This is a genomic window from Mycobacterium sp. ITM-2016-00318 (assembly GCF_002968285.2).
Lineage (GTDB): Bacteria > Actinomycetota > Actinomycetes > Mycobacteriales > Mycobacteriaceae > Mycobacterium.
In genome coordinates this window covers 3,633,473-3,653,933 of sequence record NZ_CP134400.1, presented here as the reverse complement: position 1 = coordinate 3,653,933, position 20,461 = coordinate 3,633,473, and the positions used below count along the sequence as shown (strand labels likewise).

Sequence of the window (20,461 nt, the reverse complement as noted above, 5' to 3'; positions counted from 1 at the left end):
GACAGCTACCGGAGTCCGGTCTTGGGTTCGAGGCGCTCACGTCCAAGCGTTCCGCTGCCCGCTGGCGTTCATTTTCGCCAACACCAAGTTGTCACCACTGGCGACCGTTGATCAAAGACCCCGAGGCTATGGACGATTCGCACGTCGCTAAATTCGAACGCTATGGCGACGAACGGAGTCTTATGAACGCGCGAGTTGAGCAGTTGGAGTTTCAGGCCGAGGCACGACAACTGCTGGATTTGATGGTCCACTCGGTCTACTCCAACAAGGATTCGTTTCTGCGGGAGTTAATCTCGAACGCCTCCGATGCACTGGACAAGCTGCGGCTTGAAGCGTTCCGCAACAAGGACCTGAACGTCGATACCTCCGATCTGCACATCGATATCGAGGCGGACAAAGAAGCACGCACCCTCACCATCCGCGACAACGGCATCGGTATGACGCGCGACGAGGTCGTGGAGCTGATAGGCACTCTGGCCAAGTCGGGTACCGCCGAGCTGCGTAAGCAGTTGGACGAGGCCAAAAACCCGGCCGCCTCCGAAGAGCTGATCGGTCAGTTCGGTATCGGCTTCTACTCAGTCTTCATGGTGGCCGACAAGGTCGAGTTGCTCACCCGCAAGGCCGGCGAGAGCCAGGCCACCAGATGGGAATCGCGCGGCGATGGCACCTACACCATCGAATCCGTCGACGACGCTCCACAGGGAACGTCGGTCATCCTGCACCTCAAGGTCGAGGACGCCGAGAACGACCTGCACGACTACACCTCGGAGTGGAGGATCCGAGACCTGGTCAAGAAGTACTCCGACTTCATTGCCTGGCCCATCCGGATGGAGGTCGAGCGACGTACCCCGGCCGGCGAAGAGGGTGGCGAAGAGACCGTCACCCTCGAAACCGAGACCCTCAACTCGATGAAGGCGCTGTGGGCCAGGCCCAAAGACGAGGTCTCCGACGAGGAGTATAAGGAGTTCTACAAGCACATTGCGCACGCCTGGGATGACCCGCTCGAGGTCATCGCGATGAAGGCCGAGGGCACCTTCGAGTACCAGGCCCTGCTGTTTATCCCGTCGCACGCCCCGTTCGATCTGTTCAACCGCGACGCCCACATCGGGATACAGCTGTATGTCAAGCGTGTGTTCATCATGGGCGATTGCGACCAGTTGATGCCAGAATACTTGCGCTTCGTCAAGGGCGTTGTGGATGCGCAGGACATGTCGCTGAATGTTTCCCGCGAAATCTTGCAGCAGGATCGGCAGGTCAAGGCGATTCGTCGCCGTCTGACCAAGAAGGTCCTATCCACGTTCAAGGATCTGCAGTCCGAGCGCCCGGAGGACTACCGCATCTTCTGGACCCAGTTCGGCAGGGTCCTCAAAGAGGGCCTGCTGTCGGATTTCGACAACAAGGACACCCTGCTTCGGATTTCCTCGTTCGCCTCGACGCATAGCGAGGAGGAACCCACCACCCTCGCCGAGTACGTCGAGCGCATGAAGGACGGTCAGAAGCAGATCTTTTACGCCACCGGCCAGACGCGTCCGCACATTCTGAAGTCGCCGCACTTGGAGGCGTTCAAGGCCAAGGGCTACGAGGTCCTGCTGCTCACCGACCCGGTAGACGAGGTTTGGGTGGGAAGCGTGACCGAGTTCGACGGCAAACCGCTGCAGTCGGTAGCCAGGGGAGAGGTGGACCTCGACTCCGAGGAAGAAAACACGGCGCATGTGGCCGAGCGCGAGGAGCAGGAGAAAGAGTTCGCCGACCTGCTGACCTGGTTGAAGGAGACCCTGAGTGAGCACGTCAAGGAAGTGCGGCTATCTACCCGCTTGACCGAATCGCCGGCCTGCCTTATCACCGACGCCTTCGACATCACACCGGCGCTCGCGCGCCTCTACCGGGCTTCCGGGCAGGACGTTCCGGTCGGTAAGCGGATACTTGAACTCAACCCGGATCATCCGCTCGTCAGCGGCCTGCGCCAAGCGCACAAAGACCGCGGTGACGATCCGTCGGTCGCTGAGACGGCCGAACTACTATACGGCACAGCACTTCTCGCTGAAGGCAGCGCACTCGAGGATCCGGCACGTTTCGCCGAGCTGCTCGCGGACCGTTTGACCCGCACAGTCTAGGGCGGCGCACCCGCACGGCGACGAGCCGACCGGCGGTGGTGCGCGCAACCGCCGTGCTGTCGCCTGAGCTAGAGTTCCACAGCCTCAGACACACATACGCGAGCGTGTGCGTCGCCGCCGGGATAGCGCCATTGAGATCAGCCGGTTTAACGGCCACTTGATGGTGACGACGACGCTGACCGTTCATAGCCATCTGTTCGCGGATGACTACGCCGACGCGATGGCCGCGCGAGGCGCGATGGCCGCGCTAGGCGCGATGGAGGCAGCCAGCGACAAGCGCCGAAACGGGATTCGGCTGCGGCGATGATGATCGCCTTGCGAACCAAACCCATGCCCCCGCCGTATGCGGACGCTCCGACAAGCTCGTCCGGCGCCGTTTTGCTGTGGCGAGCCGAGGAACCGGCGTGTGGACACAATGTGGAGACCTTGGGGCCACATCCGCCGCGTCCGTAACAGCCGGCAAACACGACGGACGGGCGAAATCCCTGGCTGAGAGGGTTTCGTTTGGTGCGCCGTCAGGGTTTCGAACCCCGGACCCGCTGATTAAGAGTCAGCTGCTCTACCAACTGAGCTAACGGCGCGCGTGTGCGACAATAACAGGCCCCGTGGCGCAGCGTGAAATCCCTTTTCACCCCTCTGCCTGAGGAGACTCTCAGCGCATTCGCGCCAACCTTCGGGTTGCCCTTAGACTATTGCCAAGAATCCCGTCGAGTTCGACCCGTTATGAGTTGGAGCAAAGTATGTGGCAGGTCAAGGACATGACCCGTCCGCGTCGTTTTCGTGCGTGCCTGATGGCCATCGCCATGGTTCCTGCCCTGATCTTCGGCCTGAACGCATGCAGCGGCAACTCGGCTCCTCCGCAGCCTCAGGTCATCGATGACAAGGGGACGCCTTTCGGCGACCTCCTGGTTCCCAAGCTCACCGCGTCTGTAAAGGACGGCGCCGTCGGGGTCGCGGTTGACCAGCCCGTGACCGTCGGCGCAGAGGACGGCGTTCTCGGCTCGGTCACGATGGTCAACGACGACGAAGGCGTCCCGATCGCCGGTCAGCTCAGCCCCGATGGCCTGACGTGGCACACCACCGAACCGCTCGGCTACAACACGCGCTACACGCTGCAGGCGCAGTCACTGGGTCTCGGCGGTGCCACCAGCCAGCAGATGACGTTCCAGACGCATTCGCCCGAGAACCTGACCGTGCCCTACCTGCTGCCGAACGACGGCGAGGTCGTCGGCATCGGCCAGCCCGTCGCGGTCCGCTTCGACGAGAACATCCCCAACCGATTGGCTGCCCAGCGGGCCATCACCGTCACCACCAATCCGCCGGTCGAGGGCGCCTTCTACTGGCTCAGCAACCGCGAAGTCCGTTGGCGCCCGGCCCAATACTGGAAGCCGGGGACGACGGTGGACGTCGCGGTCAACACCTACGGCGTGGATCTCGGCGACGGCCTGTTCGGCCAGGAGAACGTCACGACGCATTTCACCATCGGCGATGAGGTCATCGCCACCGTCGACGACAGCACCAAGACAATGACGGTCCGACAGAACGGCGAGGTCGTCAAGACCATGCCGGTGTCGATGGGTAAGAACAGCACGCCGACCAACAACGGGACCTTCATCGTCGGCGATCGCTTCGGCCATTTGGTCATGGACTCGTCGACGTACGGCGTTCCGTCCAACTCGGCCAACGGGTACCGCACCGAGGTGGACTACGCCACCCAGATCTCCTACAGCGGCATCTACGTGCATGCCGCACCGTGGTCGGTTGGCAGCCAGGGCTACAGCAATGTCAGCCACGGCTGCTTGAACGTCAACACGAGCAACGCGCAGTGGTTCTACAACAACACCAAGCGCGGCGACATCGTCGAGATCTCCAACACCGTCGGGTCGATCCTGCCCGGCGAGGACGGCCTCGGTGACTGGAACATCCCATGGGAGCAGTGGCGCGCGGGTAACGCCAACACCTGACGGCTGAACGCTTCTCGCGTTACCTGGTGGTGGTCGGTGTCGGCGTCGGTGCCAGCGATAGCCCGGCGTAGATCTCGTCCAGCATTGGCGCCAACAGCGCCTGCGCCGTCGTCTTGTCGTCTAGCGGCGAAATGGTCAGGTTCGTCCAAACGACTAGTGACACATCGTTATCCGGGTCATAGCCCATGAATGAGTTGAAGCCGGGTAGCTCGCCGCCGTGGTAGTACATCGCGGCTGTCGGGCTGAATCGCTGATATGAGATGCCGTACCCGTACTTCTGCCCGTCGGGATTCTCCGGGTCCTCGGCTTGCAGGCTTTCCAGCCACTGCTTGTGGAAGTCGGCGTTGAAGACCTTGCCCGACACCAGCGTCCGTATCCACGTCTCCACGTTTTCGGCGTCGGAGATGACGCCGCCGGCCGCGTGAGCATAGGACGAGTTCTGGTTGGTGTAGTCGACGGGCTTCAACGTGCCGGCCTTCGCGGCAGCCTTCATGTCGGCGGGGTAGGGATCGTCGATCATCGCAAAGGCAGACCCCCCATACATGTAGCCATGCGAGTACGGCGTCGGCATGGACGAGGCCTCGTCAGCGACGGGAAGCGAAGTCTGCTTCAAGCCCAAAGGCCCGAGCAGGCGTTCTTGCAGCTGCTCCGTCAACGTACGGCCACCCGCCTTCTCCGCGATCAGCCCGAGCAGCGCGTAGTTGGTGTTGTTGTATTCGTAGGCGGTGTCGGGCGGGTCATTCGGCGGATGCGCGAAGGCGATGTCGAGCACCTCCTGCGGAGTCCAGGCCTTGGCCAGGTCAGCGTCCAACTCAGCGGAGAACTCCGGCGCGTTCGTGTAGTTGTAGAGCCCGCTGCGCATCTTCAGGAGTTCGGCGACGGTGATGTTATCGCCGTTGGGAACGACGGGGATGTAGTCGGACACCGGGTCGGAGAATGTGAGCTTGCCGTCCTGGGCGAGCAGCACAACGAGAGCGGCCGTCATCGTCTTGGAGTTCGACGCTATCCGGAAGTGGGTGTTCATCTCGGGCAGCGTCTGCTTGCCCAGTTCGGTCGTGCCGACGGAGGCGGTGTAATTGCCCTGAGGCGTGCGAATTGCGACGATCGCGCCCGGCACGAGCATCTCCTTGGTGGCCTTCTCCACGACGGTCTGCAGAGCGGCCTGATCGATCGGCTTGAGCGCCGGCGAGAGCGGTGCGGAACTCGTGGTGGTCGTTGTCGTCTCCGATTCCGAGGTGGTCGACGTTGACGAGCAGCCCGCGACGGCGAGTGCTGCAGCGCATGCCATGGCGATCCCCGTAGTCCCGATTCGGCATCGCCGCTCGCTCGGGCTCATGCCGCGCTCCTCGTCCGATGGCTCGGTCTTGACCGGAGCCTATGTGGGCGATCACGCATGAGGTCGAGGAACGGCGCACAAGGGGTGAAAGAGTTGCACGTGGTTCGCGCTGACCGAGCAGGGCGAAGGCGCAGCACAAGCCCTGAAGCCGAAAAGTCGGAGGGCTGAGAAGCCCTCCGACTTATCCGGGGTGGCTGACGGGACTCGAACCCGCGACAGCCAGGATCACAACCTGGTGCTCTACCAACTGAACTACAGCCACCATCGCCGCTGAGCCGGGGGCACAAGCGGCCCGTCGATACTAGCCGCTCGGGCGCTCGGCGGCCGAATCGATTCCATCGCCATTGGTCGATTCAGGACCCAGTTCGGCAGAGATCGTGGCGATATCGCTGGTCGACGGCCCCGGCGGCGCGACGAACGCCGTACGCCGGTAATACTTCAGCTCACGGATCGACTCGTGGATATCGGCCAGCGCTCGGTGCGCCAGGCCCTTCTCCGGCTGGCCGAAGTAGATCCTTGGGTACCACCGCCTGCACAATTCCTTGATGGAGCTGACGTCGATCATCCGGTAATGCAGGAAATCGTCCAGAACGGGCATGTCGCGGACGATGAAGCCACGGTCGGTGGCGATCGAGTTGCCCGCCAGCGGTGCCGTCTTGGCCTGCTTGACCTGGCCGCGGATGTAGTCGAGCACCATCTCCTCGGCGGCGGGCACATCGATCGTCGACGCCCGCACCTCCTCGGTGAGCCCGGACCTGTCGTGCATCTGCGCGACGACCTCGATCATGCCGGTCAGCGAGTCCTCCGGCGCGTGGATGACGACGTCGATTCCCTCGCCCAGGATGTTGAGGTCGGCATCGGTCACCAGGGCCGCAATCTCGATGAGCCGGTCGGATTTCAGGTCCAACCCGGTCATCTCACAGTCGATCCATACCAGTTCGTCGCGCACAGCGATCAACAGTAAGCCCATACCACGTCAAAGGCCCACCACACCCACCACGGCGGTGACCGCGCAGTAATGTTCGCCCCATGACGACCGAGTCGACAGCACCCCCCGCCCAGCAGATCGCCGCCGGATACGCCGTCGAGGGTCAGGCGCTTGAACTGGGCACTGTCGTTGTTGACGGCACCGCAGATTCCACTGCGCAGGTGCGCATCCCGCTGGGCACCGTGAACCGTCACGGCCTGGTGGCTGGCGCCACCGGCACCGGTAAGACAAAGTCGCTTCAGGTGCTCGCGGAGCAGTTGTCGGCCGCAGGCGTTCCGGTGGTGATGGCCGACGTCAAGGGCGACCTGTCGGGCCTGTCGCGGCCCGGCGAACCCAACGACAAGACGACGCAGCGAGCCGAGGACACCGGCGACGACTGGGCGCCGACGGCGTTCCCCGTCGAGTTCCTGTCGCTGGGCACATCGGGGATCGGCGTGCCGGTACGCGCCACCATCTCCAGCTTCGGGCCCATCCTGCTGTCAAAGGTGCTCGGGCTCAACGCTACTCAGGAATCCACGCTCGGCCTGATCTTCCACTGGGCCGACCAGAAAGGCCTGTCGCTGCTGGACCTCAAGGATCTGCGCGCCGTCATCCAGTTCCTCACCAGCGACGACGGCAAGCCGGAGCTCAAGGCGCTCGGTGCGGTCTCGTCGACGACCGCAGGCGTCATCCTGCGCGCGCTGGTCAATCTCGAAGCCGAGGGCGCCGACACCTTCTTCGGCGAGCCCGAGCTGGAGCCGAAAGACCTGCTGCGCCTCGACCCGCAGGGCCGCGGCATCATCAGCCTGCTGGAGCTGGGCAACCAGGCAGCCAGGCCGGTGATGTTCTCGACGTTCCTGATGTGGGTCCTCGCCGATCTCTTCACGACGCTGCCCGAGGTCGGCGACGTCGACAAGCCGAAGCTGGTGTTCTTCTTCGACGAGGCGCATCTGCTGTTCACCGATGCGTCCAAGGCGTTCCTCGAGCAGGTCGAGCAGACCGTCAAGCTGATCCGTTCGAAGGGCGTCGGCGTGTTCTTCTGCACGCAGTTGCCCACCGATGTGCCCAACGACGTGCTCAGCCAGCTCGGGGCGCGCATCCAACACGCGCTGCGCGCGTTCACCCCCGACGACCAGAAGGCGTTGTCGAAGACCGTCCGCACCTACCCGAAAACCAGTGTGTACGACCTCGAGTCGGCGCTGACGTCGCTCGGCATCGGCGAGGCGATCGTCACGGTGCTGTCGGAGAAGGGCGCGCCGACACCGGTTGCGTGGACCCGCATGCGGGCCCCGCGCTCGCTGATGGACACCATCGGTCCCGACGCGATCAAGGCCGCCGCGCAGGCCAGTCCGCTGCAGGCCGAATACGGCCAGACGATCGACGGCGACTCGGCCTACGAGCGACTCAACGCGCGCCTCGCACCGCCGCCCGAGCAGCAGGCGGCCGGCGACCCGTCGCTTCCGCCGCCGGTCTACGTGCCGCCGGCGCCCGCAGAGGCGCAGGGCACCAGTACGGCGAAGAAGGCCGTCGAACCCGGCATGTTCGACAAGATGATGAGCAGCCCGGCGTTCAAGAGCGCAATGCGTTCGGCGGGAACCGTGATCGGCCGCGAGATCACCCGCAGCATTTTCGGCACCGGCCGTCGCCGCCGCTGATGTCACCGCGAGATTGCTTTCCGGCAGCGGAATTTCGAGTGGCGGCCTGCTGAAATGCAATTTCGCGGGAAGTGACTAGTTGCCGCCGAGCTTCTTGTAGACGGCGCCGACGATCGGGCTGACGATCGCGCGCGGCGCGTAGCCGCTTGCCACCGACATCGCCTTCGACGTCACGCCGGGCACCACCCGCATCTTGTTGCGCTCCAACGCATCCAGCGACAACTTCGCGGTGTACTCAGTGGAGATCCACAGGAAGTCGGGGATCACCTTCTCCACGAGCGTCTGCTCATGCTCGGCGGGAAGCGTCTCGCGCACCGGTCCTGGCGCCAGCACCGTCACATTCACGCCCACGCGCTTGAGCTCGCCGCGTAACGACTCGCTGAACGTGTTGACGAACGCCTTCGTCGCCGCGTACGTCGCGTTGTTGGGAATCGGCGAATTGCCCGCTGCCGAACCGGAGATCAAAATTCCGCCCGCGCCGCGCTCGACCATGCCGGGCAGCACCGCGAGCACGAGGTCATGAACGCCGAGGACATTCAGCTGGACTTGCGCCTTCTCGTCGGCGGGATCGAGTTTGGCAACCGGCCCGAAGGTGGCCGTTCCGGCGTTGGCGCACAGAATCGAGATGTTGCGGCCTGCCAGCTCGTCGGCCAGCTTGCCACGCTCGCCGGGGTGGGCGAGGTCGACGGGCCGAACCTCGACGACCACGCCGTACTTCTGCGTGATCCGGTCCGCCAGCGTCTTGAGCACGTCTTCGCGCCGCGCCGTGACGATCAGGTGGTGCCCTCGCGCAGCGAGCTCGATAGCCAGCGCCTCGCCGATGTTCTGCGAGGCACCGGTGACCACGGCGCGGGCATCCGGGCTGGGTGCGGGTACTGCCATGGGCCGGACTATATCGTGGGCGACCGTGAGCGAAACGCGGCCGCCTGGGCAAACCGCACGGCGGTCGCAGGTTCTGTCCTGGGGGTTGTGGGACGTCGGCGCCACCGGCGTGAATGCGATCGTCATCACCTTCGTCTTCTCGGTGTATCTCACGAGTGCCGTCGGCACCGACCTGCCCGGTGGGACGACTCCGCAGAGTTGGCTTTTCCGCGCGCTGGCGGCCTCGGGCATCGTCGTGGCCCTGCTGGCGCCCGTCACCGGTGTATGGGTCGATGCGCCGTGGCGGCGCCGGAAGGTGCTGGCGCTTTTCAGCGCAATAGTGGTGCTGTTGACCGCATCGATGTGCCTGGTGCGCGACGACTACCACTATCTGTGGCTGGGGCTGACGCTTCTTGCGTGCACCGCCGCCTGTGCCGAGCTCTCGACCGTGCCCTACAACGCCATGCTGCGCCAGCTCTCGACCCCGCAGACATCGGGTCGTATCTCCGGATTCGGCTCCGGTATGGGCTATTTCGGCAGCGTCATGCTGCTGCTGATCGTCTACGTGACGCTTATCTCGGGCGACGGTGACACCCGAGGACTCCTGGGAGTTCCGGCTGCCGACGGTCAGAACGTGCGAGCGGCCATGCTGTTCGCCGCGGTGTGGTTCGCGATGTTCGCGCTGCCCATCTTCATCACGGTGCCCTCGCCGCCACATCCGCCAGGAGATCCGAGGGAAAGTGTCGGCTTCGTCGGCGCGTACAAACAGCTGTGGCGCGAGGTCGTCGGCGAATGGCACCGCGACCACAACATCGTCTACTACCTGGTGGCCAGCGCGGTTTTTCGCGATGCACTGACCGGTATCTTCACCTTCGGCGCGGTCCTCGGTGTCAGCGCCTACGGGATATCCAGTGCGAACGTGCTGCTGTTCGGCGTCAGCGCGAGCGTCATCGCCGCACTCGGCGCCTTCCTCGGTGGTGTCGTCGACGACCGGGTCGGATCCAAGAAGGTCATCATGGGCTCGCTGGCGTCGCTGGGCGTGATCTCGGTGGTGCTCTGGTCGGTGTCCGGGCCGCTGGCGTTCTGGATCTGCGGCCTGGCGCTGTGCCTCTTCGTGGGCCCGACGCAGTCGTCGGCGCGCACCCTGATGCTGCGCATGTCAGTCGAAGGCAAGGAAGGCGTGACGTTCGGTCTTTACACGACGACCGGACGCGCGGTGTCCTTCCTCGCGCCATTCCTCATCTCCGTGTTCATCGACTGGTTCGGCACTGTTCGGGCAGGCATCGGTGGCCTGCTGGTCGTGCTCATCGCCGGCATGGTGATGATGGCGCTGGTGCATGCACCGCACCGCGTACCCGCGCGCTAGCGAGTCGCTGTGCAGATCGTCAGGCCGTTGCCGGTGTTGGACTGCACCTGAACCCCGTTGACCGTCACCGTGCAGGTCACCGTCCTGCCCACGTTGATGATCGTAAGACTGGCCGAATCCTCTGCCGGACTGGGCAGTTCGACCTGCTTGCTCCACGGCAGCACCACGTTGAACTCCGTCTGCAGCAGGCTGCCGGTGTCGACGTAGGTGATGTTGATCGCCCGGCCCGTTCCGGTGACCTCGTAGACCACCGACTCCTTGGCGCCGGGGGCGGCTGACTCGCTGGGCGGCGTGGTGGTGGTGGTCGGGGTCGGCACGGGAACGATCGGCGGAAGGGGCCGAAGCGTCGTGGTCGTCGACGGCGTGCGCGACGTCGTGGACGTCGGTTCCGGCATCGGCGGCGGCGCCACGACGGTGTCCTGCTTCGAGCTGTTGACGACGACCAGCGCGATCACCAAGGCCACAACCAACAGCACCGCCAACGCCGCGACCAGCCACAGCCACCGCGGCGACTTCGATGGCGGCGGACCCTCCGGCGGTTCACCGGGAGGGTAGGGCGGACCGTACTGTCCGGTCGCGTACTGGCCCGTGCCATAAGGGTCGTAGCCGTAGGGCGGGTACGGCGGCAGCTGTTGGGTGGCGTCGGGAGCCGCAGGCGCCTGATAGGTGGGGCCGTACGGCGACTGATCGGCGTATGCCGGATCGACGTAGCCCGGATAGCTGGGACCCACCGGTTGATTCGGGTCAGGTCCGTCGCCTCGTGGCGTATTCGTCATACCCACCTCATGGCTGCAGGGTACCTGCGTCGTCGAAGAAGAGGATCGGCGATGAGCGGGTAAGCGCTCTGCTTAGCCGGGTGGCTCATGGCAAGCTTGATATTGATGACAGGGACGGTGCGCACCAACTACGGCGCGTCGCTGTCGCCCGACGCGACGGCGTTCGCGCACCTCGTCGATGACGGCGGATACCCGCGAGCGGTTCAACGGTTTCTGCGCGGGTGGCGAGCCAGTTCGTCACGAGATGTTGAATTGCCGGTGGAGGGCCCGGTCAACCGGGTCATGCATTCCGCCGACGGTCACTGGCTCGCCTGCGAGGTTGCGCCCGAGGGCGGCACCCGCAGCCAGATCTGGGTCGTCACCACCGACCCCGACGACCGGGCGGCCCGCCGGATCGACATGTGGCCCGCCGGCCCGCCGGAGGGCACGGCGGAGTTGATCGGTTGGGACGGTACGCAAGTCGCGGCCATTCTCACCGGTGACGACGGCGTCGGCAGTTCATGCCTCATCGATCCGGCTGACGGCACGACGACGATCCTCGACCGACGCTCGGGTGGCCGCCTCGTGGACGCATGGGCCGGCGCGGCACTGGTGCGGGTCGGGCCGCGCGGCTACCGCGACCTGATCATGCTGCGCGGCCTGACCGAAATCGCCCTGTTGCCCTACGATCCGGGTTCGACCACCGATACCGGCGTCATCCTCGACGATCAGAGCCCGCGTCGCCTGCGGTCGGGCCTCGAGGGCGAGACGTTCGAGTTGTATCACCCTGCCAAGGTGTATGGACCGAACAGCACGAACGGCTACGTGCGCGCGCTGATCCGCAGCGAGAACGGCGCCGACCATGCCCGCCTCCTCGAGGTGACGACGACCCCCGACGGTGTCTCTTATCACGTGGTAGCCGAGCGTCCCGGCTACGAGCTCGACGAGTTCGTCGTCAGCGATGACCTGTCCACGGTCGCATTGTTGTGGAACATCAACGGTGCCAGTGAGTTACAGATCCTCGCGTACGCCGACAACACGCTCGACGACCCAATTCCGCTGCCCGGCATGGTGGCCAGCGAACTGAGCATCAGCGCGGGCGGATCGATGGTGGCGATGACGGTCGAGGGCCCCGACATGCCGCGCACCGTGGAACTCGTCGACCCGCGAACCAGGGAATGGGAACGAATCGACCGGGAGCCGAGCAGCGGTCCGTTGTCCGCGGAGCCGACCTTGGAGACCATCGTCGCCCGCGACGGGCTGCAGATCAGCGGGTGGTTGTTTCGACCACCGGACGGGGTCGACTCGGTCGGGGCGATGATGTTTCTGCACGGCGGACCGGAAGGGCAGGGCAGGCCCGGCTACAACGAATTCTTCCCGCCGCTGCTGGAAGCCGGCATCACGGTGTTTCTGCCAAATGTGCGCGGCTCAGGCGGATTCGGGCGGTCGTTCATGCACGCCGACGACAGAGAGAAGCGCTTCGCGGCCATTTACGACGTTGCCGACGCGGCATTGTTCCTCGTCGAGAACAACCTGGCACCGGCCGATCGGATCGCCTGCTGCGGATGGTCCTACGGCGGCTATCTGACGCAGGCCGCGCTGGCTTTCCATCCGCAACTGTTCGCAGCGGGCATCAGCATCTGCGGGATGAGCGACCTCAACACGTGGTACCGCAACACCGAGCCGTGGATCGCTGCGGCGGCGTACCCGAAGTACGGCCATCCGGTCAGCGATCATGAACTGCTCGACCAGCTCTCACCTTTGCTCCGCGCGCACGCGATCACCGCGCCGTTGCTGCTCGTCCACGGCCTCCACGACACCAACGTTCCGCCAACAGAATCGCAGCAGATGTACGACGCTTTGCGGGTGCTGGGCCGAACGGTCGAACAATTGCTGTTCGAAGACGACGGCCATGAGATCGACAAGCGTGAGAACCGAGCCGTGCTGGTCAAGGCGATGAGCGATTGGCTCACGACCGCTTTCGCGCAGCGGGCGCACTCCTGAACCATTCAAGATCAGTTTCATGCGTTTACTGGAATTGTCCGCGGGGTAAAACCCTCCTGCGCCCACTGGGGCGCCTAACAGGAGGAGGCCAGCATGCGTGGTGGCGGAATTCTCGGCGTAATCGTGTTGATTTGGTTGCTGATCGGTGTGGTCGCGGCCTATCAGCGGGATTACTTCAAGACCGACTCGAACAATTGCGCCACAGGGGGCACCATCGCGTTGACGGTCGTAGCCGGGCCGTTGAACTACGCGGGTGCAAACCCGAAGGTGGAGAATTGCAACGTGGACCTGCCGGAGCCCAGCCAGTAGTCAACGGGTCCAACATAATTCACTGATCGAATGGAGTGAGCAATGATCGTCCTTGGAGTGATCCTCCTTATTCTCGGGATCCTGTTCGGGATTTCGATTCTCACCTACATCGGCGTCGTGCTGATCGTGATCGGCGCGGTGTTCTGGATTCTCGGGTCGACCGGCCGCGCTGTCGGCGGCCGCAGACGCTGGTACTAAGTACTAACGCCTAGCGCCACTTCGGTCGGCCAGGGACAGGGCCGCGATCGTCATCTCTCGCAGGATGGCACGCGAACCCACAACGGTTCCTCGGCCGGCCGATTTGGTCGTATTCGGCCGTACACTGTGCGGCGTTGAGTTCAACAGACCGAACACCGCATGCGCCATCAGGCGCGCGTCGGCCTCGTTGTCGGCGCGGCTCAATCGAAGAAGAACATCGACCCAGATCTCCACGTACTGTCGTTGGGCTTTCCGAACCTGACGCTTGGCAGGGTCGGGCAGATAGCCCAGATCGCGATCCTGGATCCGGATCAGATCGGACTCGTTCAGCGCGAAGTCCAGGTGGAAGTCGATCAACCCGTTCAGCGCTGCTTCGGCATCTTCCGCCTCGGCGACGACAGACCTGGCCCCGGCGAGCAGTCGGGTGCTGATACCCACCAGCAGTTCGACAAGCAGCGCTTCCTTGTTGGGGAAGTGTCGGTAAATCGCAGGCCCACTGACGCCGACGGCGGCGCCGATGTCCTCGAGTCGCACGGCAAGGAAGCCTCGTTCGGCGACGAGCCGTTCTGCGGCGGCGATCAGCTGGTCCCGACGGTCCGACTTGGCCCTGCTCCGGTTGGTTGCCGCGGGTGCGGATTCGGACCGAGAGGCCGGAAGAGTCATCGCGCTACCTTCGCCGCTGGTGGACATTTGGAGTTAATCGTGACTAACATCATAAGAGTTAGTCGTCATTAACTCAACCGGACAGGCGGTACCGATGACCTCAACGCTCCAAGCGAGTCGCGAGCAGCACCTCGCGCTCGTTGCGCAGCTGCGGGAGAAGATGGCTGTCGCAGCGCTCGGCGGCTCGGCCAAATCCCGCGAACGCCACGTCAGCCGTGGCAAGTTGCTGCCGAGGGAGCGCGTCGACGGGCTCCTGGATCCGGGAAGCGCGCTGCTCGAAGTGTCGCCGCTGGCCGCCGACGGCATGTACGACGACGACTGCCCCGGCGCAGGAATGATTGTCGGCATCGGGCGGGTGTCCGGACGCGAATGCATGATCGTGGCCAATGACGCCACCGTCAAAGGTGGCACGTATTACCCGATCACGGTGAAGAAGCACCTGCGCGCCCAGGAGATCGCCAGACAGAACCGGCTGCCGTGCATCTATCTCGTCGATTCCGGCGGGGCATTCCTGCCGCGGCAGGACGAAGTGTTCCCCGGCCGAGAGCATTTCGGCCGCATCTTCTTCAACCAGGCGACGATGAGCGCTGAGGGTATACCGCAGATCGCGGCGGTGCTCGGCTCGTGCACGGCCGGAGGGGCCTACGTGCCCGCCATGAGCGACGAGGCGGTCATCGTCCGCAACCAGGGCACGATCTTCCTCGGGGGTCCGCCGCTGGTGAAGGCCGCGACCGGCGAGGTGGTGACCGCAGAGGAGCTCGGCGGCGGCGACCTGCATTCAAAGACCTCGGGGGTGACCGACCATCTCGCCGACGACGACCGCGACGCACTGCGCATCGTGCGACGGATCGTCTCTACGCTCGGGCCGCGGCTGGACCCGCCGTGGGAGGTTCGCCCGACAGTCGCTGCAGTGGCCGACCAAACCGAGCTGTACGACGTCGTACCCGTCGACGCGCGCGTGCCCTACGACGTGCGTGAGGTCATCACACGGGTTGTCGACGGCGGCGAATTCGCCGAGTTCAAAGCCGAATACGGGTCGACGCTGGTGACCGGCTTCGCCCGTATCCACGGTCATCCTGTCGGGATCATCGCCAACAACGGCGTGCTCTTCTCCGAATCCGCCATGAAAGGCGCGCATTTCATCGAGCTGTGTGACAAGCGCATGGTGCCGCTGCTGTTCCTGCAGAACATCTCCGGCTTCATGGTCGGCCGCGACTACGAGGCGGGCGGTATCGCCAAGCACGGCGCCAAGATGGTGACCGCCGTCGCCTGCGCACGGGTGCCGAAGCTGACCGTCGTCATCGGCGGGTCGTACGGCGCAGGCAATTACTCGATGTGCGGGCGCGCGTATTCGCCGCGCTTCCTGTGGATGTGGCCGAACGCCAGGATCTCGGTGATGGGTGGCGAGCAGGCCGCCTCGGTGCTGGCGACCGTGCGCGGGGAGATGGCACCCGAAGAGGAGGAAGCGTTCAAGGCGCCGATCCGCGCGCAGTACGAGAGCCAGGGCAACCCCTACTATTCGACGGCCCGGTTATGGGACGACGGTGTGATCGACCCCGCCGACACCAGAACGGTTCTCGGCCTGGCGCTTTCGGTAGTCGGGCAAGCGCCGGTCGAGCCGGTCTCCTACGGCGTCTTCCGGATGTGAGCATGACCCGATTCCCCGCTCCGGTCCATCCCTCCGCTCCTCGCTGCGTTCCTCGCTGCGCTGCGGTACTCGCTGCGATGCTCAGGAAGGACCTCCGCTCAAGATGACATTCGACACTGTTCTGGTGGCCAACCGCGGTGAGATCGCAGTTCGGGTGATCCGCACGCTGCGCGAGATGGGCGTCCGCTCGGTCGCCGTCTTCAGCGACGCCGACGCGAACGCCCGCCACGTCACCGAAGCCGACGTCGCGGTCCGCATCGGCCCGGCACCGGCGCGGCAGAGCTACCTGAACATCGAGGCGGTCGTCGACGCCGCCCGCCGCACCGGCGCGCAGGCCATCCATCCCGGCTATGGATTCCTCTCGGAGAACGCCGAGTTCGCCGCAGCGCTTGAGGCGGCGGGAATCGTATTCATCGGGCCGCCGGTGACGGCCATCCAGACCATGGGCGACAAGATCGCCGCCAAGACGACGGTGTCCGCGTTCGGTGTTCCGGTGGTCCCCGGTGTCGCGCGGCCAGGCCTCACCGACGACGAATTGACCACCGCGGCGGGCGATATCGGCTATCCGGTGCTGGTGAAGCCGTCGGCGGGCGGCGGCGGCAAGGGCATGCGGGTCGTGCGCGAACCCTCCGAGCTGTCGGCTGCGTTGATCAGCGCGCGGCGTGAGGCGGGTGCGGCGTTCGCCGACGACACGCTGTTCCTGGAGCGATTCGTGTTGAATCCCCGCCACATCGAGGTCCAGGTCCTCGCCGACGGCTTCGGCAACGTTGTCCATCTCGGCGAACGGGAATGCAGTCTGCAGCGCCGCCACCAGAAGGTGATCGAAGAAGCGCCGTCGCCGCTGTTGGACGCGCCGACGCGGGCCCGCATCGGCGCCGCGGCGTGCGACACCGCCCGCAGCGTCGACTACACCGGCGCGGGCACCGTCGAATTCATCGTGTCCGCCGACCGGCCCGACGAGTTCTTCTTCATGGAGATGAACACCCGCCTGCAGGTCGAGCACCCCGTCACCGAGATGGTCACCGGCGTGGACCTCGTCGAACTGCAGGTGCGCGTCGCGGCGGGGGAGAAGCTGCCGATCGCGCAGGACGACATCACCATGACGGGGCATGCGATCGAAGCGCGCGTGTATGCCGAAGATCCCGCCAACGGATTTCTGCCCACCGGCGGCGGAGTGCTCGGCCTCGCCGAACCGCGCGCACCCGGTGTGCGCGTCGACTCCGGGCTGGCGAAGGGCACCATGGTGGGCAGCGACTACGACCCGATGCTGGCCAAGGTCATCGCCCATGCCGTCGACCGGCCGGGCGCTCTGCGTGCACTCGACCGTGCACTGGCCGACACCGCGGTGCTGGGTGTGACGACGAACGTCGAGTTTCTGCGCTTCCTGCTGGCCGACCGCGACGTGATCGCGGGCCGGCTCGACACCGGGCTGCTTGACCGCAGGACACCGGACTTCGCCGCCGCCCAACCCGGTGACGAGGAGCTCGTCGCCGCCGCGGCATACAAGTGGCTGCTCAGCTGGCCGGTGCCCGCGGGCAACCTGTGGGAGGTGCCGTCGGGCTGGCGAATCGGGCAGCACGCTCCGACAACCGTGCGGCTGCACGCGGGTGAGCGCACCGACCACGTGTATCTGACCGGGACCCCACAGGCCGCGACGGCTGGGGTTGAGCAGGGCAAATCACACTCGCTTACAGCCAGTCTCGATGGCGACCGGCTCGTCGTGACGCTTGACGGTTTGCGCACCGACTACCTCGTCGCCGCAACAGACCGGCAGATCTGGCTGGCGCGCGCGGGACGCAGCGCGGTCATTGACGAGTTGCGGGAAGCGCCCGTGCGCCCCGACGACGAACACAGCGGCGACGCCGAACTCGTCAGCCCCATGCCAGGTTCCGTGGTCGCCGTCGGTATCGAAGATGGAGGGACGGTGACCGCGGGTGCGGTCGTCGTCGCGGTCGAGGCGATGAAGATGGAACACGCACTGACCGCGCCGGTCGACGGCGTGGTGGAACTACTCGTCGCCGTCGGCGACCAGGTCAAGGTGGGCCAGCCACTGGCCCGAATCACAGCTAGTGAGAAAGCCGAACAGTCATGAGTGATTTTCTAGCCACCGGGATGCTGCCCGATCATTACGAGCAACTCGCCAAGACCGTGCGCGACTTCGCACATAGCGTGGTGGCACCCGTCGCCGCCAAGCACGATGAAGAGCACTCGTTCCCGTACGAAGTCGTTTCGGGGATGGCCGATATGGGACTGTTCGGCCTGCCGTTTCCCGAGGAGTACGGCGGCATGGGCGGCGACTACTTCGCGCTGTGCCTAGCACTCGAAGAACTCGGCAAGGTCGACCAGAGTGTGGCCATCACGCTCGAGGCCGGGGTCTCGCTGGGTGCCATGCCGGTCTACCGGTTCGGCAACGAGGACCAGAAGCAGGAATGGCTCCCGCTTCTGGCAAGCGGCAAGGCGCTGGGCGCCTTCGGCCTGACCGAGGCGGGCGGCGGAACCGACGCGGGTGCGACACGGACCACGGCACGACTGGACGACGGACACTGGGTCATCAACGGCAGCAAGCAGTTCATCACCAACAGCGGCACCGACATCACCAAGCTGGTGACCGTCACCGCGGTCACCGGCGAAGCCGATGGCAGGAAGCAGATCTCGTCGATCCTCGTGCCTGTGCCCACCGACGGTTTCACCGCCGAGCCCGCCTACAACAAGGTCGGCTGGAACGCCTCGGATACCCACCCGCTGAGCTTCGACGACGTTCGGGTACCCGCGGAGAACCTGCTCGGCGAGCGCGGTCGCGGCTACGCCAACTTCCTGCGCATCCTCGACGAGGGCCGGATCGCCATCGCGGCGTTGTCGGTCGGTGCGGCGCAGGGCTGCGTCGACGAATGTGTGCGCTACGCCATGGAACGCGAGGCGTTCGGCGCGGCGATCGGCACGTATCAGGCGGTGTCGTTCAAGATCGCGCGCATGGAGGCCCGCGCGTATTCCGCGCGCACCGCGTATTACGACGCGGCGGCACTCATGTTGGCGGGCAAGCCGTTCAAGAAGGCCGCCGCGATCGCCAAGCTCGTCGCCAGCGAGGCTGCGATGGACAACGCCCGCGATGCCACGCAGGTGTTCGGCGGCTACGGCTTCATGAACGAGTACGCCGTTGCGCGTCACTACCGCGACAGCAAGATCCTCGAGATCGGCGAAGGCACAACGGAAGTGCAGCTGATGCTGATCGCGCGCGAGGCGGGCCTGTGAGCGACAAGAGGATTGTCGTCCAGCGCGGCCTGTGGTTCGAGGAGTTCGAGCCCGGCGTGCTGTACCAGCATCGGCCGGGCCGAACCATCACCGAAGCCGACAACGTCCTGTTCACCACGCTGACGATGAACACCCAAGCGCTGCATCTCGATGCGGCCTTCTCCGATGCGCTGCCACCGTTCAACCAGCGGCTGGTGAACTCCATGTTCACGCTGTCGACGCTCGTCGGCCTTTCGGTAGCGCAACTCACCCAGGGCACCATCGTCGGTAACCTCGGCTTCGGCGAGGTCGCCTTCCCGAAGCCGCTCTTCCACGGCGACACCCTGTACGCGGAGACGGAGGTAGTCGACAAACGCGCATCGAAGAGCCGCCCGGGCGAGGGCATCGTGACCTTCGCCCACACCGGCCGCAACCAGCATGGCGACGTCGTCGCGACGGCGTCGCGAAAAACCATGGTGCGCAAGCGGCCTGAGGGAGACGCATAGTGGCACTCGCACGGACCGGACCGGGCTGGCTGTTCTGTCCGGCCGACCGCCCGGAACGATTCGCGAAGGCCGCCGCCGCCGACGTGGTGATCCTCGATTTGGAAGACGGGGTCGCCGCCAAGGACCGGGAACTGGCCCGCGCAGCACTCATCGACACTCCGCTCGACCCCGACCGCACAGTGGTCCGGGTGAACCCCGCCGCCACCGACGATCACGCCTTGGATCTCGATGCGCTGGCCAAGACGAAGTACTCCACCGTGATGCTCGCCAAGACCGAGGACCCGCAGCAGATTCGCGACCTCGCGCCTCTCGACGTCGTCGTGCTGATCGAGACGCCGCTCGGCGCGGTCGTCGTCAACGAACTCGCCCGCATCGACAACGCCTTCGCCCTGATGTGGGGCGCCGAGGATCTGTTCGCGGTCACCGGCGGCACGGCCAACCGGTGGCCCGACGACAGCTACCGCGACGTCGCCAAGCAGGTGCGGTCGCAGACGCTGCTCGCGGCCAAGGCGTACGGGCGGATGGCGCTGGATTCCGTGTACCTCGACATCAAGAACCTCGACGGCCTGCGCGGCGAGGCCGACGACGCCGTCGCGGTGGGTTTCGACGCCAAGGTCGCCATCCATCCGACGCAGGTCGCGGTCATTCGCGACGCCTATGCACCGACGGCCGAGCAGGTCGATTGGGCGCGCCGGGTCCTCGACACCGCGCGCGGCGAACGCGGGGTCTTCCAGTTCGAGGGCATAATGGTGGATGCCCCAGTGCTGCGGCGGGCAGAGCGCATCGTCGGGCTAGCGCCTCACCCTGGCACCTAGCCTTCGGCCCCTCACCAGGGGTTTGCTCCAACCGCCTCCGTACTGAGCACCTCAGTCGCCTGACGGCGCGAT

General features: G+C 65.2%; 18 protein-coding genes and 2 tRNA genes. 13 read left to right on the top strand and 7 right to left on the bottom strand.

The genetic code is table 11. From position 1 onward, the window contains the following. Positions 1-182: 182 nt before the first annotated feature. The gene (htpG, locus tag C6A82_RS17820) at positions 183-2,114 is read left to right on the top strand and encodes a molecular chaperone HtpG (protein ID WP_105346583.1); all 1,932 of its coding nucleotides are present in this window, start codon (positions 183-185) and stop codon (positions 2,112-2,114) included. Between the two features lie 160 nt (positions 2,115-2,274). Continuing rightward, complete coding sequence (locus tag C6A82_RS17815; protein ID WP_199193837.1) at positions 2,275-2,421, top strand: hypothetical protein; 147 nt, start codon at positions 2,275-2,277, stop codon at positions 2,419-2,421. Between the two features lie 198 nt (positions 2,422-2,619). Here the strand turns inward: C6A82_RS17815 and C6A82_RS17810 are convergent. Then, positions 2,620-2,695 (bottom strand) — tRNA-Lys (locus C6A82_RS17810). A 159-nt stretch (positions 2,696-2,854) separates the two neighbouring features. On the opposite strand from C6A82_RS17810, the gene C6A82_RS17805 reads away from it, so the two are divergent. Next, positions 2,855-4,078 carry an Ig-like domain-containing protein gene (locus C6A82_RS17805; RefSeq protein ID WP_105346562.1) on the top strand — a complete coding sequence of 408 codons (1,224 nt, stop codon included), beginning with the start codon at positions 2,855-2,857 and terminating at the stop codon, positions 4,076-4,078. A gap of 19 nt (positions 4,079-4,097) precedes the next feature. On the opposite strand, the gene C6A82_RS17800 is transcribed toward C6A82_RS17805, so the two are convergent. From C6A82_RS17800 to orn, 3 genes are all read right to left on the bottom strand, one after another. Next, positions 4,098-5,366, bottom strand: coding sequence for a serine hydrolase (locus C6A82_RS17800; RefSeq protein ID WP_105346564.1), 1,269 nt, complete (start codon positions 5,364-5,366; stop codon positions 4,098-4,100). A gap of 237 nt (positions 5,367-5,603) precedes the next feature. Continuing rightward, positions 5,604-5,676: transfer RNA gene (locus C6A82_RS17795), tRNA-His, on the bottom strand. 39 nt (positions 5,677-5,715) lie between these two features. After that, positions 5,716-6,363: an oligoribonuclease gene (orn, locus tag C6A82_RS17790; protein WP_199193838.1), complete on the bottom strand. Its 648-nt coding sequence runs from the start codon at positions 6,361-6,363 to the stop codon at positions 5,716-5,718. A gap of 80 nt (positions 6,364-6,443) precedes the next feature. On the opposite strand from orn, the gene C6A82_RS17785 reads away from it, so the two are divergent. After that, positions 6,444-8,036, top strand: a complete 1,593-nt coding sequence (locus tag C6A82_RS17785) for a helicase HerA-like domain-containing protein (protein WP_105346567.1) — start codon at positions 6,444-6,446, stop codon at positions 8,034-8,036. A gap of 75 nt (positions 8,037-8,111) precedes the next feature. On the opposite strand, the gene cmrA is transcribed toward C6A82_RS17785, so the two are convergent. Then, entirely contained in the window at positions 8,112-8,918 is an 807-nt protein-coding gene (gene cmrA, locus C6A82_RS17780; protein WP_105346569.1) for a mycolate reductase, read from the bottom strand. On the opposite strand from cmrA, the gene C6A82_RS17775 reads away from it, so the two are divergent. Further along, a complete protein-coding gene (locus C6A82_RS17775) occupies positions 8,917-10,263 on the top strand; it encodes an MFS transporter (protein WP_105346570.1) in 1,347 nt (448 codons plus the stop codon). The two genes, cmrA and C6A82_RS17775, sit on opposite strands and share 2 nt — an antisense overlap. Here the strand turns inward: C6A82_RS17775 and C6A82_RS17770 are convergent. Then, positions 10,260-11,039, bottom strand: coding sequence for an MmpS family transport accessory protein (locus C6A82_RS17770; protein WP_105346572.1), 780 nt, complete (start codon positions 11,037-11,039; stop codon positions 10,260-10,262). The two genes, C6A82_RS17775 and C6A82_RS17770, sit on opposite strands and share 4 nt — an antisense overlap. Positions 11,040-11,144: 105 nt before the next feature. Between C6A82_RS17770 and C6A82_RS17765 the strand changes: the two genes are divergently transcribed. The 3 genes from C6A82_RS17765 (at position 11,145) to C6A82_RS17755 (ending at position 13,529) form a co-directional block, all read left to right on the top strand. Then, positions 11,145-13,022 (top strand): S9 family peptidase, encoded by a 1,878-nt coding sequence (locus tag C6A82_RS17765; RefSeq protein ID WP_199193839.1) that lies wholly within the window; start codon positions 11,145-11,147, stop codon positions 13,020-13,022. A 93-nt stretch (positions 13,023-13,115) separates the two neighbouring features. Beyond that, entirely contained in the window at positions 13,116-13,331 is a 216-nt protein-coding gene (locus C6A82_RS17760) for a hypothetical protein (protein WP_105346575.1), read from the top strand. Between the two features lie 42 nt (positions 13,332-13,373). After that, entirely contained in the window at positions 13,374-13,529 is a 156-nt protein-coding gene (locus C6A82_RS17755; protein WP_105346576.1) for a DUF6131 family protein, read from the top strand. A 3-nt stretch (positions 13,530-13,532) separates the two neighbouring features. Here the strand turns inward: C6A82_RS17755 and C6A82_RS17750 are convergent, their stop codons facing one another. After that, a complete protein-coding gene (locus C6A82_RS17750) occupies positions 13,533-14,192 on the bottom strand; it encodes a TetR/AcrR family transcriptional regulator (protein WP_105346584.1) in 660 nt (219 codons plus the stop codon). A gap of 94 nt (positions 14,193-14,286) precedes the next feature. Between C6A82_RS17750 and C6A82_RS17745 the strand changes: the two genes are divergently transcribed. The 5 genes from C6A82_RS17745 (at position 14,287) to C6A82_RS17725 (ending at position 20,389) form a co-directional block, all read left to right on the top strand. Beyond that, positions 14,287-15,840, top strand: a complete 1,554-nt coding sequence (locus C6A82_RS17745) for a carboxyl transferase domain-containing protein (RefSeq protein WP_105346578.1) — start codon at positions 14,287-14,289, stop codon at positions 15,838-15,840. A 103-nt stretch (positions 15,841-15,943) separates the two neighbouring features. Then, positions 15,944-17,932: a biotin carboxylase N-terminal domain-containing protein gene (locus C6A82_RS17740; protein WP_105346579.1), complete on the top strand. Its 1,989-nt coding sequence runs from the start codon at positions 15,944-15,946 to the stop codon at positions 17,930-17,932. Further along, positions 17,929-19,089, top strand: a complete 1,161-nt coding sequence (locus tag C6A82_RS17735) for an acyl-CoA dehydrogenase family protein (protein ID WP_311101400.1) — start codon at positions 17,929-17,931, stop codon at positions 19,087-19,089. Before C6A82_RS17740 ends, C6A82_RS17735 begins: the two co-directional genes overlap by 4 nt. After that, a complete protein-coding gene (locus C6A82_RS17730; RefSeq protein WP_105342631.1) occupies positions 19,086-19,574 on the top strand; it encodes a MaoC family dehydratase in 489 nt (162 codons plus the stop codon). The genes C6A82_RS17735 and C6A82_RS17730 overlap by 4 nt, the downstream gene beginning before the upstream one ends. Beyond that, entirely contained in the window at positions 19,574-20,389 is an 816-nt protein-coding gene (locus tag C6A82_RS17725) for a CoA ester lyase (RefSeq protein WP_105342629.1), read from the top strand. The genes C6A82_RS17730 and C6A82_RS17725 overlap by 1 nt, the downstream gene beginning before the upstream one ends. The last annotated feature ends 72 nt before the right edge of the window (positions 20,390-20,461 follow it).

Coding starts and splice junctions, on each gene's coding strand:
- htpG (WP_105346583.1), top strand. CDS start 183: ATGAACGCGCGAGTTGAGCAGTTGGAGTTTCAGGCCGAGGCACGACAA.
- C6A82_RS17815 (WP_199193837.1), top strand. CDS start 2,275: ATGGTGACGACGACGCTGACCGTTCATAGCCATCTGTTCGCGGATGAC.
- C6A82_RS17805 (WP_105346562.1), top strand. CDS start 2,855: ATGTGGCAGGTCAAGGACATGACCCGTCCGCGTCGTTTTCGTGCGTGC.
- C6A82_RS17800 (WP_105346564.1), bottom strand. CDS start 5,366: ATGGCATGCGCTGCAGCACTCGCCGTCGCGGGCTGCTCGTCAACGTCG.
- C6A82_RS17785 (WP_105346567.1), top strand. CDS start 6,444: ATGACGACCGAGTCGACAGCACCCCCCGCCCAGCAGATCGCCGCCGGA.
- C6A82_RS17775 (WP_105346570.1), top strand. CDS start 8,917: ATGGGCCGGACTATATCGTGGGCGACCGTGAGCGAAACGCGGCCGCCT.
- cmrA (WP_105346569.1), bottom strand. CDS start 8,918: ATGGCAGTACCCGCACCCAGCCCGGATGCCCGCGCCGTGGTCACCGGT.
- C6A82_RS17770 (WP_105346572.1), bottom strand. CDS start 11,039: ATGACGAATACGCCACGAGGCGACGGACCTGACCCGAATCAACCGGTG.
- C6A82_RS17765 (WP_199193839.1), top strand. CDS start 11,145: ATGACAGGGACGGTGCGCACCAACTACGGCGCGTCGCTGTCGCCCGAC.
- C6A82_RS17760 (WP_105346575.1), top strand. CDS start 13,116: ATGCGTGGTGGCGGAATTCTCGGCGTAATCGTGTTGATTTGGTTGCTG.
- C6A82_RS17755 (WP_105346576.1), top strand. CDS start 13,374: ATGATCGTCCTTGGAGTGATCCTCCTTATTCTCGGGATCCTGTTCGGG.
- C6A82_RS17750 (WP_105346584.1), bottom strand. CDS start 14,192: ATGACTCTTCCGGCCTCTCGGTCCGAATCCGCACCCGCGGCAACCAAC.
- C6A82_RS17745 (WP_105346578.1), top strand. CDS start 14,287: ATGACCTCAACGCTCCAAGCGAGTCGCGAGCAGCACCTCGCGCTCGTT.
- C6A82_RS17740 (WP_105346579.1), top strand. CDS start 15,944: ATGACATTCGACACTGTTCTGGTGGCCAACCGCGGTGAGATCGCAGTT.
- C6A82_RS17735 (WP_311101400.1), top strand. CDS start 17,929: ATGAGTGATTTTCTAGCCACCGGGATGCTGCCCGATCATTACGAGCAA.